Origin of the sequence: Pseudomonas sp. NFACC25 (genome assembly GCF_900100935.1) — a bacterium.
Lineage (GTDB): Bacteria > Pseudomonadota > Gammaproteobacteria > Pseudomonadales > Pseudomonadaceae > Aquipseudomonas > Aquipseudomonas marginalis.
This window is the reverse complement of record NZ_FMUC01000005.1, coordinates 323,242-339,344: the sequence shown is the minus strand read 5'-3', so window position 1 is coordinate 339,344 and position 16,103 is coordinate 323,242. Positions and strand designations below refer to the sequence as shown.

Sequence of the window (16,103 nt, the reverse complement as noted above, 5' to 3'; positions counted from 1 at the left end):
CCTTTCTAGATATTCCAGCGCCCGGCGCTTTTAGCCAGGCGTTGGCGCATCGCGTCCACATTCGCCGCCAGTTGCACGGTCAACAATCGATACCCATCCAGCGCGCTGTAAACCGGCGCGTCCAGGCTGGGCTCGCCGCCGCTGACAGGGCTGGGGCGCTCCAGCCGCTCCGTAACCCCGGACTTCAATGCCCGCGCCATCCCCACCAACTGCACGCGAATCTGTCGATGCTCGGCTTTCAACATCACTTGCATGCGCGCCATCGCCTGTTCGTCCCGCGGGTCCGGGCGGGTGTTGCCGAGAATCTCCAGGGTGCTGATGCACATGCGCAGGTGGCGTTGGATCGCGTCCAGCTCGGTCATGGAGATGCGCACTTCCTTGGACACCGACGGCATCAGCGAGCGCAATTGCAGCATTGCCGCATTCAGGCGGTTGAGCAGCTTCAGGTGTTCATCGTCGGTGACCGACTGGCCATTGATGATCCGGCTGTAGATCTGGGCGCAATCACGCAAGGCGCTGGCCAGGTTGTAGCGCCAGGAATACACGGCATACAGCGGCAGGGCGAAGGAAAACGCCAACGCCAAGGCAATGCCGATCAGGATATCCACGGTGCGCCACAGCCCGTCCGACAACGGGTTGTCACCGTGCCCCGCGACGATAAACACCGTGATCGCGGACAACAGCGCCGTGTACCCGCCCTTGCCGATGGCGTGATAGGAAAAGAACCCGCACACCACCGACATCAGCAGGTAGGTGAGCAGCGGCTGGCCGACATACGCCTCCTGCACCACCAGCAGCAGACCGACGCTGGCACCGATCAGCGTGCCATAGGCGCGCTCAACGGCCTTCTTGCCGATATTGCCGTGGTGTTGCAAACCGCCGATCACCACCAGCATGGTCACCGATGCCCATTCACCATGGGGCAGGTTGATGCCGGTGGTCAGCAGGATCGTCGCCAGCAAGCCGATGGACACGCGCACGGCGTGGATCAGCTTGGCGTGGCGATAGCGGCGGTAGGGGTCGAGCAAGGGGCGCAGCAGGCGCCGGGCGAAGAGTGGCAGGTTCATCGGTAATTAAAGTGGCCTCGGTTTTGGATATGTACACAATCCAAATGTGGGAGGGGGCGGTCCCCTCCCACATTGAGATCGGCATTGTGCTTAGAAGATATAGTCGGTGGTCAGGAAGCTTGAGTCACGGTTGCGCAGGATATCGCTGACCAGCGCCTTGTTGCTTTCCTGGAACTTGGTCGCCACCAGGGTGCGGATCGAAAACACGCGCAGCGCGTCATGTACCGACAGCGTGCCTTCGGCCGAGTTCTTGCGCCCGTTGAACGGGAAAGTGTCCGGGCCGCGCTGGCACTGGGCGTTGATATTGATGCGGCCGACCTGGTTGGCGAAGGTGTCCACCAGGCGTCCGACTTCCACGGCGTTGGTGCCGAAAATACTCAATTGCTGGCCGAAGTCCGAGTCGAGTACGTACTCGATCACCGTCTCCAGATCGCGGTAGGGCACGATGGGCACCACCGGGCCGAATTGTTCCTCGTGGTACACGCGCATCTGCGGATTCACCGGGTACAGCACCGCCGGATAGAAGAACGAACCACGATGGGTACCGCCATTGGCATTCACCACGTGGGCGCCGTGTTGTTGGGCATCGGCCACCAGGTCGTTGAGGTAATCCACCTTGCCGACTTCCGGCAGCGGTGTCAGTGAAACCCCGTCTTCCCAGGGCATGCCGGGCTTGAGGGTCTCCAGCTTGCGGTTGAATTTCTCGATGAAGCTGTCGACCACGTCTTCATGCACAAACAGGATTTTCAGCGCGGTGCAGCGCTGGCCGTTGAAGGACAGCGAACCGGTGACGGCCTCGCTGACGGCGTTGTCCAGGTCCACCTCGGGCAGCACGATGCCGGGGTTTTTCGCATCCAGGCCCAGGGCCGCACGCAGGCGGTGCGGCTTGGGGTGCAGTTTTTTCAAGTCACTGGCGGCCTTGTTGGTGCCGATAAAGGCAAAGATGTCGATCTTGCCGCTGGCCATCAACGCACTGACGGTTTCGCGGCCGCTGCCGTAGATCACGTTGATCACTCCGGCCGGGAAGCTGTCGCGGAAGGCTTCCAGCAACGGACGGATCAGCAGCACACCGAGTTTGGCCGGCTTGAACACCACGGTATTACCCATGATCAGCGCCGGGATCAGCGTGGTAAACGTCTCGTTGAGCGGGTAGTTGTAGGGGCCCATGCACAGCGCCACGCCCAGGGGCACGCGGCGGATTTGCCCGAGGGTGTCCTGTTCCAGCTCGAAGCGGCTGCTGCGGCGGTCGAGTTCCTTGAGGGCATTGATGGTATCGGTGATGTAGTCGCAGGTGCGGTCGAACTCTTTCTGCGAGTCCTTGAGGTTCTTGCCGATCTCCCACATCAGCAGGGTGACCACTGCGTCGCGCTGTTCGCGCATACGTCGCAAAAACGCCTCGACGTGCTGGATACGCTCCACCACGCGCATCGTCGGCCATTCACCCTGGCCACGATCATAAGCGCGCACGGCGGCATCGAGGGCGGTGAGGGCGGTGTCGGCATCCAGCAACGGCGTGCTGCCGATCACCACGCGGCGGTCGCCCAATTGCACCGGGCTCTGCACCTGGGCCAAGGGGCCGTTCCACACCTGCAACTGGCCATCCACCAGGTAGTCACGCTGTTCGATGGGCGCCGCCAGGCGGTATTGCTCGGGAATATCGGCGACGCTGGTGGGAAACAGCTGGGCGAGCAGGTTGCTGGTGGTCATGGCACTACCCCTGAAATAGTTGCAAAACATGACTAGAGAGTCACCCAACACAGGGCTCTATGGCAAGGCTTGTGCGCGTTGCACTACACACCGGGGCGTGTCGCCTGCTCTTCGAGATAGTAGACTGCGCGCCTTTCTTGAAGGAGTTCACATGAGTCAGTACCAGCCGGGCATTCTTGCCGCACCGGTGCCTTTGCAGGCACGCCATCTGTTTTTTGCCGTGGACACCCTGGCAGCCGTGCCCGCTGCGCTGGACGCGCTGGTGCAGTTGGCCGATTCGGCGGCAGTGGTCGGATTTGGCGAGCCGCTGGTCAACGCGCTGGGTGCAACGATTGATGGTTTGCGCAGCTTTCCTGCCGTGAGCGCACCGGGCGCGCACAACCCGTCCACCCAGCAGGCACTGTGGGTGTGGCTGCATGGCGTCGATCGCGGCGAGTTGCTGCTGCGCAGTCGCGCTTTCGAGAAGGCCCTGGCCCCGGCGTTTCGCCTGGTACAGTCGACCGAAGGCTTCCGCTACAAGACCGGCTTCGACCTCACCGACTACGAAGACGGCACCGAAAACCCCCACGATGACGCTGCCGTTGAAGCCGCCCTGACCGACAGCGGTGCCAGCTTCGCCGCGATCCAGCAATGGCAGCACGACCTCGATGGCTTCGCCGCGTTGCCCGCCCAGGAGCGCGACCACATCATCGGCCGCCGCCATGGCGACAACGAAGAGCTGGAAGACGCTCCCGAATCCGCCCACACCAAACGTACCGCCCAGGAAAGCTTCACCCCGGAAGCCTTCGTGGTGCGCCGCTCCATGCCCTGGGCCGACAATGGCCAGGCCGGGTTGATGTTCCTCGCATTCGGCCATTCCTTCGATGCGTTCGAAGCCCAACTGCGCCGCATGAGCGGGTTGGAGGACGGGATTGTCGATGGCCTGTATCGCATCAGCACGCCGTTGACCGGTGGTTACTACTGGTGCCCGCCGGTCAAGGACGGACGCCTGGACCTGAGTGCAATCCTTCAAGGACCGCGTATGTAACGCTGTCCGGACTTGGGTGGCGAAGCGGTTTCTGCGTACGACTGCGGAACCACCCTGGCGTGGGTCGCCACAGAGACAACAGTCTGCTTTGCATATCCGTTTTTCGACGGTATGTAGCGCGGATTTGTCGAGTAATCAAGGAAACTCACTCATGGCTATCATTCATCAGCACCACGTGTCTCTTGTCCATAGTGCATCTTTCGCCACCCATGCCCCTGTTGTTGCCCATTGGCACCCTGCCAACCCTTATGCGGGGCGGTCCGACGCCGCGCTGGCGCAGGAGTTTGACAAAAATTTCGATGCATTCAGGCCAGCAGGCTCGCCCTATGCGACACAGGGGGAAATTTGTCAGGTCGCGGGGCGCCCCCTGACGGGCGATTCACAGCAAGACAACCTGACAATGTTGGCCAGGGAAGTGCTCAAGCGTGACCAGGTGATGAACCAACTGGATACGGTGGATGTTGCAGGTCGGGACGGCATTATTGGCCGGTGGAATCCGGACATGGCCGCCAATAAGTTATCGGCTTCGTCTCCACAATGCTTTGCGCCAACGCCTGGATCCTGGCTTCTTAAACCCGCTATTGCTGCGAGCCTGATTGTTTATTAGGGGATGACAGGCAGGCGTGATTCGGGATAAGGCGCGAATCCCATGTTCAACAACATGAAAATTTTGACAGCGGCGCCATGGGCCACTGAAATCAATCCCCGTTGATCGTATGCTAGTGGCCTTTGTTACCTGTCCGGATGGTTCATGTCTTCTGTCGTCGATGGGCTGCCCCTCAATAAACGCCTGCCGGCCGTGATCGCGATTTCCCTGGGGATCGGCATGGCGACCCTGGACACGGCCATCGTCAACACGGCGTTGCCGACCCTGGCCGAAGGGATTGGCACCGATTCCGCCTCGGTGATCTGGGTGGTCAATGCCTACCAGTTGGCGATTATCGCCACGGTGCTGCCGTTTGCGTCCCTCAGCGATGTGCTCGGGCACCGCCGCGTGTATCTCGGCGGGTTGCTGCTGTTTATCGTCTCGTCGCTGTTTTGCGGGCTGGCCGGCTCGCTGGTCAGCCTGACCGCCGCCCGTGTGGTGCAGGGGCTGGGAGCGGCGGCGATCATGAGCGTCAATACGGCGTTGCTGCGGCATATCTACCCGTCAAAAATGCTCGGGCGTGGCCTGGGCTATAACTCGCTGGTGGTGGGGCTGGCGTTTACCCTGGGGCCCACGGCGGCGTCGGCGATTCTGTCGGTGGCGACCTGGCACTGGCTGTACCTGATCAATGTGCCGTTGGGGCTGTTGGCCCTGGGACTGGGCCTGCGTTCATTGCCGACCCTGCCGATGACCGGGCATGCCTTCGACCGCCTCGCGGCGGCGCTGTGTGCCGGGTTATTCGCCTTGCTGGTGCTGGGGCTGGGCACGGCGGTGCATGGTGCGCAGGGCGCGTTGACCCTGGGCTTGATTGCGGTGGCGCTGCTGTGTGGCGCGTTGCTGCTGCGTCGGCAGGCCGGTCACCCGGCGCCGATGCTGGCGTTGGATCTGTTCAAGCGGCCGGTGTTTGCCTTGTCTTCCCTGACGGCGATCTGCGCCTTCAGCGCCCAGGGCCTGGCCTTTGTGTCGCTGCCCTTTCTGTTGCAGGCGGTGCTGGGGCATAGCCAGGTGGAAACCGGATTCCTCATGACACCGTGGCCGGCGGTCGTGGCGGTGATGGCGTTGGTCGCCGGGCGCCTGGCTGACCGTGTGTCCCTGGGCCTGCTGTGCGGTATCGGGCTGTTGATGTTGAGCGTGGGCATGGCCGCGTTGGCGACCTTGGGCCACGGCGCGTCGGCCTTCGATATTGGCTGGCGCATGGCGTTGTGCGGTGCCGGTTTCGGCTTCTTCCAGTCGCCCAACCTCAAGGCCTTGATGACCAGTGCGCCGTTGGCGCGCAGCGGTGGGGCCAGCGGCATCGTGGCGATTTCGCGGTTGCTGGGGCAGACGCTGGGGGCGTCGTTGGTGGCGCTGTGTTTCCACCTGTCCCTGGGCAATGGCCCGCTGTATGCGCTGTGGCTGGGTTGCGTGTTTGCGCTGGTGGGCGCCGTGGCCAGTGGCCTGCGTTTGCTGCCCTACGGGAAAAAGCCGTTGTAAAACCTGCGGCGGGAGGGCTACCGTGGCGACCTGAATATTTCGGGATGTTTCAGATTTATGTCCAGCCTGGCCCTCCGCACTGCCGATACCCATTCCCGCCGTGCTGCGTTGACCCTGGCGTTATGCCTGCCCAGTGACGTGTTGCTCTATCTGCTGCTGCCCATGGAGTCCCAGGCCTTCGGCATCACGCTCGCCCAGGCCGGGGTGTTGCTGGCGGCCAACCGGCTGGTGCGGATTTTCGGTTATCGCCATGTGCTGAATTTCTACGCGCGCAACGGCGATCGCCTGACCTGCATGATCGCCGCCGGTGCCGCAACGCTGTGCGCCCTGGGTAATTCGGTACTGTCGGGCTTTGCCGCGTTGTTGGGGCTGCGGCTGGTGTGGGGCCTGTGTTTCGCTGCGTTGAACCTGTCGACCCAGGTATTGGCCACCTCCGAGCCGGAGGGCGCCGCTCGCCGGGCCGGGCGATCGCGGGCCCTGATCGCCTGGGGGCCGATGTTGGCGTTGCCGTTCGGTGGCTGGCTGACGCTGTGGGCCGGGCCGCGTCCGATCTTTGTGATCCTCGCCGGCTGTTGCCTGGTGGGGCTGTGGATGGCGCGCGGCCTGCCCAGCGCCGGGCATGATTTGCACAGCACCCCGGGACGCCGTTTCAAGTGGCCCGACAGCGTGGCGCTGTGGTCGTTTATCGAAGGCGTGGCGCTGGACGGACTGTTTATTTTCGGCCTGTCGATCCAGGCGCAGAAGCTGCTCGGCGGTAATGCGGTGCTGATCGCCGGCGGCTTGATGGCCCTGCGTTATGTCTCGGAAATGCTCCTGAGTCCCCTGGGAGGCCACGCCGCCCAGCGCTTTGGCGCGACCTCGATGTTGTTGCTGTTTTCGTTCCTGAGTGCCTTGGCCTTGACGGCGTTCGGCAGCTATTGGGTGATTGTCGGCGCGGCGGCGGTGTTGGTGCTGCGCGCGTTGCAACTGCCCCTGGTGACCACCCTGGTCGCCGAGCGCAACCCCGGTTCGCTGCGGGTGTCGGCCCTGGCGTCGAATGCGGTATGGCGTGACATCGGTGCGGGCCTCGGGCCACTGCTGGCAGGCCTGCTGTTGCCGGTGGCCTCGGCACCCCTGGTGTTTGGCGTGGCGGGTGCGGCGATTGCGGTGAGTGCGTTGTTCTGCTGGCGCACCCGTGTGGCAGCCGGCTGACTTACGTGCGTTTCAATCCTTCCAGCCACGCGGGATCAAAGCGGGTTTGTTCGGTGTCGATCCCCAGCACGTGCATCTTCGCCTGATGTGCTTCGATTTCCCCCACCAACTGCGCCTGGGCACTGGAGTTGGCGTCCAGGGCGTGCATCTGCGTCAGCCCCAGGTGATAGAAGCGCAGGATCTTCATGGCCGTCGGATCATTCGCCTGCACACGCTCGGTGACGGTGTGCATCACGTTGGTCACGCGCATCAGGGTGCGCTTGAGCTGCCAGCCATACACGGCCGGTGCCAACCACGGTTGGGTGCGGAGCGGGCCGCGCAGCAGGGCGACCGTTATCAACACCCCGGCGAATACGCCACCGACATTGAAGCGGAAGTTGTCACCGCCGGGTTCGCCGAACAGCATCACCGCCAGGCTCGACAGCAGCATGGCCAGGGCCACGAACAGCACGGCCACGATCAGCGTGCTGCGGCGCGTCTGTTGGCGGTAGGTGACGGGGTCGCAGGGTTTGAGCTCGAACATCCGGTCCAGGTCTCCAGGGCGGGTAGGGGGAAGGCATCTTCTCATGGTCGGCGGTCAGTGGTGGGGCAATCAAGTTGAACCATGATCTGGGGCAGTTTCTCTAAACCGGTGTAGCCCCTTTGAGGTCAACCACCATGCCCGAGTACAAGCAGCCACCGCCCGGTACCCCCGACCCTGATCGCACACCCGGCGAAGAGGAGCGCGACAACGATGCCTTGCGCCCCAATGACCCGAAAGAGCGTGACGCCCAGGATGATGTGGAGCGCGTCGAAGACGACCTGGAAAACCTCCACGACAAAGCTCGCCCGCTATAACAGGAGACCATGATGAACAAGCGCTCGGATGGACCGCCCTCCAACGAACACGCCAGCGGCAAGGATGAGCTGGGATTTGATCCGGACTCGCCCGATGTGGCCGATCCGCAGGTTGATCCCATCGGTCCGGCCATCGCCCCGCTGGATAAAAAGGCCAAGGACGACGGGAAAAAAAAGCCGCCCTACGATCCGTTGGGCGACTTGAAGAAATGAGCTGGGCCCCGCCAATGAGCGGGGCTTTTTATTTATCTGGGCGGCATCCAGGTGACGTCGGTGATGCCGTACTTCTCGGCCCATGGGCGCGTGGTTTTTTTCACCTGCTCATGGCCGACCCGGCCGATACGACTGACATGCGCTATGTCGGCGTCGACGGCTGCCCAGTGCCAGGCCTCGGCGTTGTTCATCACTTCGGCACGCACCACAAAGGACTTCGGTTGACCGTGCAGTTGGTAGTGGATGGTGTAGATTTTTGCGGTACTCATGTTGCCTCCCTGTCTTGTTATAGATGGATAGGGAACGGTTTAAAAAGGTTCACTCAAAATGACAATCTGCATGCTTGCGCGGCATAGTGACGCATTCCTCCCGCGCCCAAGGATCGCGCCATGACCCTCCTGAACCACAGCCGCCTGTACCTGCAACGCCTGGGTTACGACTCGCCACCACCGCCCACCCTGCAGACCCTGCGGGATTTGCAACTGCGTCATGTGTGCACCTTCGCCTTCGAAAGCCTGTCGACCCTGTTGCGTCTGCCGGTGCCGATCGACTTGCCCAGCGTCGAGCAGAAAGTCCTGTTCGATGGGCGGGGTGGGTATTGCTATGAGTTGAACCAGATGTTCCTGGCGCTGTTGCAGGCACTGGGCTTCGATGCTCGCGGCATTACCGGGCGGGTTGTGATGGGGGGGCCGCCGGATGCACGTACGGCGCGTACCCATCGCCTGAGCCTGGTGACATTGGACGGCGTGCGCTACATCACCGACGTCGGCTTTGGTGGCATGGTGCCCAGCAGTCCGTTGCAGTTGGACACGCAGGCCGTGCAGGCCACGGCCCATGAGCCGTATCGCCTGACACTCAATGAGCAGGAGGGCAGCTACACCTTGTGGGCCGAGGTCGCGGGGGAGTGGCGTGGCTTGTATGTCTTCGACCTGCAAGTGCAGGCAGACATCGACTACGAAATCGGTAACTGGTACGTCTCGACCCATCCAGGTTCGCCGTTCGTGGGCCAATTGAAAGTCGCACGCCTGGCAGCGGGAGAACGCCACACCTTGAACAACGCCCACTATGGGATTCACTACCTGGATCGGCCGAGTGACAAGCGTGTGATCCAGAGCGCCGACGAGCTGCTGGACGTACTGGGCACTACCTTTGGGATTCGCGTGCCGGTTCACCCTCAGCTTGATTCAACCCTTGAGGGCTTGGTAATGGCTGCACGCCAGGAGTATTAATCCAGAGCGATCGCTGAACCGTTTTACCTCCAGGTGGGGGCAAATTTTTTCGAACCTTTGGTGCCAGCCTGGGTTCGAAGCGTTTCCTGAATAATTTGCCCACCAGACAAGGAGATGTAAACGATGTCCAAACTATTCGGAAACCTCCTCAAGCATTCCTCATTGCTGGCGCTGGTCGCCGCGCCAGCCGTGGTGTTCGCCGCACCGTCCACTGACCCGATTTCTACCTTTGGGATTCTGGGCAGCTACAACGATTTCAAGCTCGAAGGCGGTAGTGAAAGTGATAAGGACCACATGCCCGAAGCCGGTCTTTTCTACAACTTCGGCAACAAGCTCACCGCCGAGTCGGGCTTTATCTACCAGGCAGGTGTGGAAGCCAAGTACGGTAAAAAGAGTGATAACAAACTCAAGGAAGGCCAGGCCGACCTGGATCTCGGCTGGCGTGCCGCGCTGGATGCGCGCAACTTCGTCGACGTGATCGTGGGCGGCGGTTACAGCTGGACCCGCTATGAGCTGGACTCGAACGACTACGACATGGAGCTCACCAACAAGTCGCCGTTCGCCAAGGCAGCCCTGGGCTACAACCATCAGTTCGATGACATGACGCTGCGTTTCGAAGCCGGTGCGCGTCGCACCATTGATGGTCGTACCAAGCTCAAGGTGGACGGCGTGGGCAGCGACACCGTGGACCTCAAGGACCGCACCAACCCTTACGCCGAAGTCAGCCTGCTGATGAACCAGAAGGGCGACCTGCCGGTGATGGCGGGCCTTTACTACACCCGCACCGAATACAAGCTCGACGGTGATTCCGAAGTGGCCGATAACACCCGGCTCAAGCGGGATGAGTACGGGGTCAAGGTCGGTATCGCGTTCTGACGCGATTGCAATGTAAAACGCCCCGAACATTCGGGGCGTTTTTTTGGGCTGTTGCAGGTCAGCCCAGAACGCAAAAACGGCGCCCTGGGGCGCCGTTTCTGTTGGTTCACATACCGCTAAGGGATCAAACCCCCAGCACCGCGTGCTGCACCAGGGTCAGCAACGGTTGTGGGTACACGCCCAGGAAGAAGGCGAGCAGGGCGATAGCCAGCAGCATCACGCCACCGGCTTTCTGTTCCCAGTGCAGCTCGGCATCCACACGGCGCAGGTTTGGCTCGATCAGGTACAGGGTGACCATCACGCGCAGGTAGTAGAACACGCCGATGGCACTGCCCAGCACCAGGGACGCAACCAGCCACCACTCGTGGGCTTCGACACCGGTCGCGACGATGTAGAACTTGCCGATAAAGCCCGCGGTCAGCGGGATACCGGCCAGGGACAGCATCATCACGGTCAGTACGGCGGTCAGGTACGGACGGCGCCAGAACAGGCCGCGGTATTCGTACAGGGCGTCGGCGTCACGGCCCTTGTAAGGCGAGGACATCAGGGTGATCACGCCGAACGCGCCGAGGCTGGTGATCACATAGGTGACCAGGTACACGCCGATGGCTTCCACGGCCAGGCCTTTGCTCGCCACCAGGGCGATCAGCAGGTAGCCGAAGTGGGCGATGGACGAGTAACCCAGCAGACGCTTGAGGTTGTTCTGGGTCAGCGCCAGCAGGTTACCGAACAGGATCGACGCGATGGCGATCACGGTCAGCACGTTGCTCAGCACGCCGGTGTTGGCGGCAGGCGAGATCTGGAACAGACGCACCATCACCGCAAACACAGCGACCTTGGACGCGGTCGCCAGGAACGCCGCCACCGGCGCCGGGGCGCCTTCGTACACGTCCGGGGTCCACAGGTGGAACGGCACCAGCGACAGCTTGAACGCCAGGCCGATCAGCATCATCGCCAGGCCCAGTTGGGCAATCGGCGCGGGGCTGTTGGTGGCGGCCAGGGCGTGACCGATACCGGTGAAGCTCAGGCTGCCGGCTTCGGCGTAGAGCAGGGCCATGCCGAACAACAGGAACGCGGAACCGGCGGCCGACAGCACCATGTACTTGATGCCGGCTTCCAGGGAGCGCTTGTTGAAGAAGGCGTAGGCCACCAGGCCGTAGGTCGGGATCGACAGCAGTTCCAGGCCGATGAACAAGCCGGCCAGGTGCTGCGCGCTGACCAGCACGATACCGCCGGCCGCAGCCAGCAGGATCAGCAGGTACAGCTCTTCGCGGTTGCCCGGGTAGCCGGTGCCGCCTTCGCCGAGGTAGGCGTGGGCGAGGGTGACGCAGGCGAGGGTGGCGACGAGGATCAGCGCGATATACAGCAGCGCGAAGTCATCGACCATCATCAGCGGGGTCACCGCCAGTGGCGCGACCTTGAGTGCCGGGATAATCGACAGCAGGGCCAGGTTCAGACCGGCGCAGGACAGCAGGAACGTTTGTGAATGATTGCGGCGCCAGGCGATCGCCAGCATCACCACCACGATGGTGAGGCTGGTGATCAGCAGCGGCGCAAGCGCGATAAAGTGTTGGATCGTGAATTCCATAGCGCTCTTACCGGGCCGAAGCGAGTTGAGAGAAGGCGGTGCCGAACCACTGCTGCACGCCATGCATCGTCGCGGCAGAAGTGTCCAGGAACGGTTGCGGGTACACGCCGATGTAGATCAGCAATACCGCAAGGCCGAGCACCATGATCAGTTCGCGAGCATCCATCCCCTTGAGGACGGTGTCGGACTTGGCCGGGCCGAAGTAGGCGCGGTGGATCATGATCAGCGAGTAGACCGAACCGAATACCAGGCCGGAGGTAGCAATGGCGCTGATCCACGGTGTTTGCACGAAGGCACCCATCAGGATCAGGAACTCGCCGATGAAGTTACCGGTACCCGGCAAGCCCAGGGAAGCGGCGGCGAAGAACAGGCTGATCGCCGGCAGGTACGCAATGCGCGACCACACGCCGCCCATCTCGCGCATGTCACGGGTGTGCAGGCGCTCGTACAACTGGCCACTCAGGATAAACAGTGCGGCGGCCGAGACACCGTGGGCCAGCATCTGGATCACTGCACCTTGCAACGCCAGCTGGCTGCCGGAGTAGATGCCGATCAGTACGAAGCCCATGTGGGAAACGGACGAGAAGGCAATCAGACGCTTGATGTCGGTTTGCGCGAATGCCAGGAACGCACCGTAGAAGATCCCGATCAGGCCGAGGGTCATGGCAATCGGCGCGAACTCGGCCGAGGCGTTCGGGAACAGCGGCAGGGCGAAACGCAGCAGGCCGTAGGCCGCCGTCTTCAGCAGGATACCGGCCAGGTCCACGGAACCGGCGGTCGGCGCCTGGGCGTGAGCGTCAGGCAGCCAGGAGTGGAACGGCACCACCGGCAGCTTCACCGCGAAGGCGATGAAGAAGCCCAGCATCAGGATGTACTCGGTGGTCAGGGACATCTTGGTTTTCAACAGGTCGGCGTAGTTGAAGGTAATCACGCCCGTCGAGTTGAAGTTGACCAGTACCAGGCCCAGGATCGCCACCAACATGATCAGGCCGGAAGCCTGGGTGAAGATGAAGAACTTGGTCGCCGCGTAGATCCGGGTTTTCTTGCCGTCCGAAGAACTGTGACCCCAGAGCGCGATGAGGAAGTACATCGGCACCAGCATCATTTCCCAGAAGAAGAAGAACATGAACAGGTCGAGGGCGAGGAACACGCCGACGACGCCGCCCAGGATCCACATCAGGTTCAGGTGGAAGAAGCCCACGTGACGCTGGATCTCTTTCCAGGAGCAGAGTACCGAGAGGATACCCAGCAGGCCGGTCAGCAGGATCATCAACAGCGACAGGCCGTCGAGGGCCAGGTGCACGTTGATGCCGAAGCGCTGGATCCACACGTGCTTGAATTCAAGCGCGAACGTCGGATCGACACCCGGTGCCGGAGCGAATGAATAGTCGCCATGGGCCCACAGCCAGAGGCCGAGTGCGAGTTCCAGGGACATGGTCAGCAACGCAATCCAGCGGGGGAGGGTGGCGCCGAAGCGTTCACCCATCCAGCAGAGCAGGCCGCCGATAAAGGGGATCAGGATTAGCCAGGGCAGAATCATGACGGGCTCGTTTCCTTTCGCAAGTTCGCAAAGTTCATATCAGACCGCTACCACAACGATGGCGCCGATCACCAGCACGGCACCGGCCGCCATGGAAGCCGCATACCAACGCAACTGGCCGGTCTCGGTACGGCTCAGGGCGGTGTGACCGCCTTTGGCCGCGCGCGGGATCAAACCGATGGTCTGGTCGAGCGGGTCTTTACGCAGTACATGACTGATGGCCAGGTAGGGCTTGACGAACAGTTTGTCGTAGAGCCAGTCGAAGCCCCAGGCCGCGAACCACCAGGCCGAGAGGAAACGGCCGATGCCACTGTTGGCCACGGCGGTCACGAAGCGACGCTTGCCGAGGAACAGCAGGGCCGCCAGCAGGATACCGGCGATGGCAATGGCGCCCGAGGCGATTTCCAGGCTGTGCTTGGCGGCGCCGCCGGCATGGCCGGCGCTTTCCGGCAGTACACCGGCCAGTGGCGGGGTGATCAGCGCGCCGATGAAGGTCGACAGGATGATCAGCACCGACAGTGGCAACCAGTGGGAGATGCCATGGCCTGCGTGGGCTTCGGTCTTGGCTTCACCGTGGAAGGTGATGAAGATCAGGCGGAAGGTGTACAGCGAGGTCATGAACGCACCCACCAGGCCTGCGTACAGCAGGTTCTGGTTACCGCTGGCAAAGGCTTCCCAGAGGATTTCGTCCTTGGAGTAGAAACCGGCGGTCACCAGCGGCAGGGCGGCCAGGGCGGCACCACCGACGATGAAGCTGGCGTAGGCCAGTGGCAGTTTCTTCCACAGGCCGCCCATCTTGAAGATGTTCTGCTCGTGGTGGCAGGCCACGATCACCGCACCGGAGGCCAGGAACAGCAGGGCCTTGAAGAAGGCGTGGGTCATCAGGTGGAAGATCGCCGCGTCCCAGGCGCCGACGCCCAGGGCCAGGAACATGTAGCCGATCTGGCTCATGGTCGAGTAGGCGAGGATCCGCTTGATGTCGGTCTGCACCAGCGCGGCGAAGCCGGCCAGTACCAGGGTCACGCCGCCGACGATGCCCACCAGGTGCAGGATGTCCGGCGCCAGGGTGAACAGGCCGTGGGTACGGGCGATCAGGTAGACACCGGCGGTCACCATGGTTGCGGCGTGGATCAGTGCCGACACCGGGGTAGGACCGGCCATCGCATCCGCCAGCCAGGTCTGCAGCGGCAGTTGCGCGGATTTACCCACGGCGCCGCCCAGCAGCATCAGGGTCGCCAGGGTGATCCAGAAGTCGCCGACCTGGAATTTCTGCGGTGCCAGCACCAGCAGTTCCTGGATGTTCAGCGTGCCCACCTGTTGGAACAGGATGAACAGGCCGATGGCCATGAACACGTCGCCGATGCGGGTGACGATAAATGCCTTGAGTGCCGCGTTACCGTTGTTGCGGTTGCTGTAGTAGAAACCGATCAACAGGTACGAGCACAGGCCCACACCTTCCCAACCGAAGTACAGGAACAACAGGTTATCGCCGAGCACCAGGAACAGCATGCTGGCGATAAACAGGTTGGTGTACGAGAAGAAGCGCGAGTAGCCCGCTTCACCGCGCATGTACCAGGACGCGAACAGGTGGATCAGGAAGCCCACGCCCACCACCACGCCAAGCATGGTGATCGACAGGCCGTCGACGTAGAGGGCGAAGTTGGGCTTGAAGCCTTCCACCGACATCCACTGCCACAGCACCAGGGTGTAGTGGCCGCTTTCCGGCGGTGCCACGTTGAATTGCCAGATGACGTAGGCGGCAACGATAGCCGACAGGCCAATGGAGCCCACACCGATCAGGGCCGAAAGGTTTTCCGACCAGCGTCCGCGAGAGAACGACAGCAGCAGGAAACCGATCAGGGGAAATACGAAAGTCAGAAAGATCATGTTCATCCGCGCATCTCACTGGCAGCGTCGATATCAAGCGTGTGGAAGCGACGATACAGTTGCAGCAGGATCGCCAGGCCGATACTGGCCTCGGCGGCTGCCAGGCTGATCACCAGGATGAACATGACTTGTCCATCCGGCTGGCCCCAACGTGCACCTGCAACGATGAACGCCAGTGCCGCAGCGTTCATCATGATTTCCAGGCTCATCAACACGAACAGAATGTTACGGCGAACCATCAGGCCGACCAGGCCAAGGCAGAACAGGATGCCGGCGACCGCCAGACCATGCTCCAAAGGGATAGCAGGCATCGTCATTGCTCCTTGGCTTCGTTGCGGCCCAAGTGGAAGGCAGTGATGGCTGCGGCGAGCAGCAGCATCGACGCCAGTTCGACCACCAGCAGGTACGGGCCGAACAGGCTGATGCCCACGGCTTTCGCGTCCACGGTGGTATGGCCGATGGCCTGGCCGCTCTGGTGAGCGAACAGCACATACAGCAGTTCACCCAGCAGCAGCGCTGCGAGGACAACCGGGCCGAGCCAGATGCCGGGCTTGAGCCAGACGCGTTCCTGGGCGACCGAGGCCGGCCCGAGATTGAGCATCATCACCACAAACACGAACAGCACCATGATGGCGCCGGCGTAGGCGATCACTTCCAGCACACCGGCGAACGGTGCGCCGAGGCTGAAGAAGGTCATGGCCACGGCGATCAGCGAAATGATCAGGTAGAGCAGGGCGTGCACGGGGTTGGTGTTGGTGATCACGCGAAGCGTGGACACAACCGCGATACCCGATGCGAAATAGAAAGCGAATTCCATCTTTC

17 protein-coding genes are annotated in these 16,103 nt (G+C 62.1%); 8 read left to right on the top strand and 9 right to left on the bottom strand.

Annotated elements, in window-relative coordinates; genetic code table 11:
- Positions 1-5 precede the first annotated feature (5 nt).
- Positions 6-1,067, bottom strand: a complete 1,062-nt coding sequence (locus tag BLQ09_RS15130) for an FUSC family protein (RefSeq protein WP_092357626.1) — start codon at positions 1,065-1,067, stop codon at positions 6-8.
- A gap of 90 nt (positions 1,068-1,157) precedes the next feature.
- Positions 1,158-2,774: an NADP-dependent glyceraldehyde-3-phosphate dehydrogenase gene (locus BLQ09_RS15125; RefSeq protein WP_027606312.1), complete on the bottom strand. Its 1,617-nt coding sequence runs from the start codon at positions 2,772-2,774 to the stop codon at positions 1,158-1,160.
- Between the two features lie 151 nt (positions 2,775-2,925).
- On the opposite strand from BLQ09_RS15125, the gene BLQ09_RS15120 reads away from it, so the two are divergent.
- From BLQ09_RS15120 to BLQ09_RS15105, 4 genes are all read left to right on the top strand, one after another.
- Positions 2,926-3,801 carry a Dyp-type peroxidase gene (locus BLQ09_RS15120; RefSeq protein WP_027606313.1) on the top strand — a complete coding sequence of 292 codons (876 nt, stop codon included), beginning with the start codon at positions 2,926-2,928 and terminating at the stop codon, positions 3,799-3,801.
- Between the two features lie 151 nt (positions 3,802-3,952).
- Positions 3,953-4,408, top strand: coding sequence for a hypothetical protein (locus tag BLQ09_RS15115; RefSeq protein WP_092357624.1), 456 nt, complete (start codon positions 3,953-3,955; stop codon positions 4,406-4,408).
- A 144-nt stretch (positions 4,409-4,552) separates the two neighbouring features.
- Positions 4,553-5,920: an MFS transporter gene (locus tag BLQ09_RS15110; RefSeq protein ID WP_027606315.1), complete on the top strand. Its 1,368-nt coding sequence runs from the start codon at positions 4,553-4,555 to the stop codon at positions 5,918-5,920.
- Between the two features lie 57 nt (positions 5,921-5,977).
- A complete protein-coding gene (locus BLQ09_RS15105) occupies positions 5,978-7,111 on the top strand; it encodes an MFS transporter (RefSeq protein ID WP_092357622.1) in 1,134 nt (377 codons plus the stop codon).
- A 1-nt stretch (position 7,112) separates the two neighbouring features.
- Here the strand turns inward: BLQ09_RS15105 and BLQ09_RS15100 are convergent, their stop codons facing one another.
- On the bottom strand, positions 7,113-7,634 hold the full coding sequence (locus tag BLQ09_RS15100) for a DUF3087 domain-containing protein (RefSeq protein WP_092357620.1): 522 nt from the start codon (positions 7,632-7,634) through the stop codon (positions 7,113-7,115).
- Positions 7,635-7,768: 134 nt separating this feature from the next.
- Between BLQ09_RS15100 and BLQ09_RS15095 the strand changes: the two genes are divergently transcribed.
- Together BLQ09_RS15095 and BLQ09_RS15090 are read left to right on the top strand one after the other, a co-directional pair.
- Positions 7,769-7,948, top strand: a complete 180-nt coding sequence (locus BLQ09_RS15095) for a hypothetical protein (RefSeq protein WP_027606318.1) — start codon at positions 7,769-7,771, stop codon at positions 7,946-7,948.
- Between the two features lie 12 nt (positions 7,949-7,960).
- Positions 7,961-8,161: a DUF6021 family protein gene (locus tag BLQ09_RS15090; protein ID WP_027606319.1), complete on the top strand. Its 201-nt coding sequence runs from the start codon at positions 7,961-7,963 to the stop codon at positions 8,159-8,161.
- A gap of 32 nt (positions 8,162-8,193) precedes the next feature.
- Here BLQ09_RS15090 and BLQ09_RS15085 read toward each other — a convergent pair whose 3' ends face one another.
- On the bottom strand, positions 8,194-8,430 hold the full coding sequence (locus tag BLQ09_RS15085) for a DUF6555 family protein (RefSeq protein WP_027606320.1): 237 nt from the start codon (positions 8,428-8,430) through the stop codon (positions 8,194-8,196).
- Between the two features lie 120 nt (positions 8,431-8,550).
- Between BLQ09_RS15085 and BLQ09_RS15080 the strand changes: the two genes are divergently transcribed.
- Together BLQ09_RS15080 and BLQ09_RS15075 are read left to right on the top strand one after the other, a co-directional pair.
- On the top strand, positions 8,551-9,390 hold the full coding sequence (locus BLQ09_RS15080; protein ID WP_092357618.1) for an arylamine N-acetyltransferase family protein: 840 nt from the start codon (positions 8,551-8,553) through the stop codon (positions 9,388-9,390).
- A 123-nt stretch (positions 9,391-9,513) separates the two neighbouring features.
- Positions 9,514-10,266 carry an outer membrane beta-barrel protein gene (locus BLQ09_RS15075; protein ID WP_027606322.1) on the top strand — a complete coding sequence of 251 codons (753 nt, stop codon included), beginning with the start codon at positions 9,514-9,516 and terminating at the stop codon, positions 10,264-10,266.
- A 124-nt stretch (positions 10,267-10,390) separates the two neighbouring features.
- Here the strand turns inward: BLQ09_RS15075 and nuoN are convergent, their stop codons facing one another.
- From nuoN to nuoJ, 5 genes are read right to left on the bottom strand one after another with little or no spacing between them, the layout of a single operon-like run.
- Positions 10,391-11,854 (bottom strand): NADH-quinone oxidoreductase subunit NuoN, encoded by a 1,464-nt coding sequence (nuoN, locus tag BLQ09_RS15070; RefSeq protein ID WP_003174731.1) that lies wholly within the window; start codon positions 11,852-11,854, stop codon positions 10,391-10,393.
- A 7-nt stretch (positions 11,855-11,861) separates the two neighbouring features.
- Positions 11,862-13,394: an NADH-quinone oxidoreductase subunit M gene (gene nuoM, locus BLQ09_RS15065; RefSeq protein ID WP_017527174.1), complete on the bottom strand. Its 1,533-nt coding sequence runs from the start codon at positions 13,392-13,394 to the stop codon at positions 11,862-11,864.
- 39 nt (positions 13,395-13,433) lie between these two features.
- Positions 13,434-15,287: an NADH-quinone oxidoreductase subunit L gene (nuoL, locus tag BLQ09_RS15060; protein WP_027606323.1), complete on the bottom strand. Its 1,854-nt coding sequence runs from the start codon at positions 15,285-15,287 to the stop codon at positions 13,434-13,436.
- Positions 15,284-15,592 (bottom strand): NADH-quinone oxidoreductase subunit NuoK, encoded by a 309-nt coding sequence (gene nuoK / locus BLQ09_RS15055; RefSeq protein ID WP_003174727.1) that lies wholly within the window; start codon positions 15,590-15,592, stop codon positions 15,284-15,286. The genes nuoL and nuoK overlap by 4 nt, the downstream gene beginning before the upstream one ends.
- Positions 15,593-15,594: 2 nt before the next feature.
- Positions 15,595-16,098 carry an NADH-quinone oxidoreductase subunit J gene (nuoJ, locus tag BLQ09_RS15050; protein WP_003174726.1) on the bottom strand — a complete coding sequence of 168 codons (504 nt, stop codon included), beginning with the start codon at positions 16,096-16,098 and terminating at the stop codon, positions 15,595-15,597.
- Between the last annotated feature and the right edge of the window lie 5 nt (positions 16,099-16,103).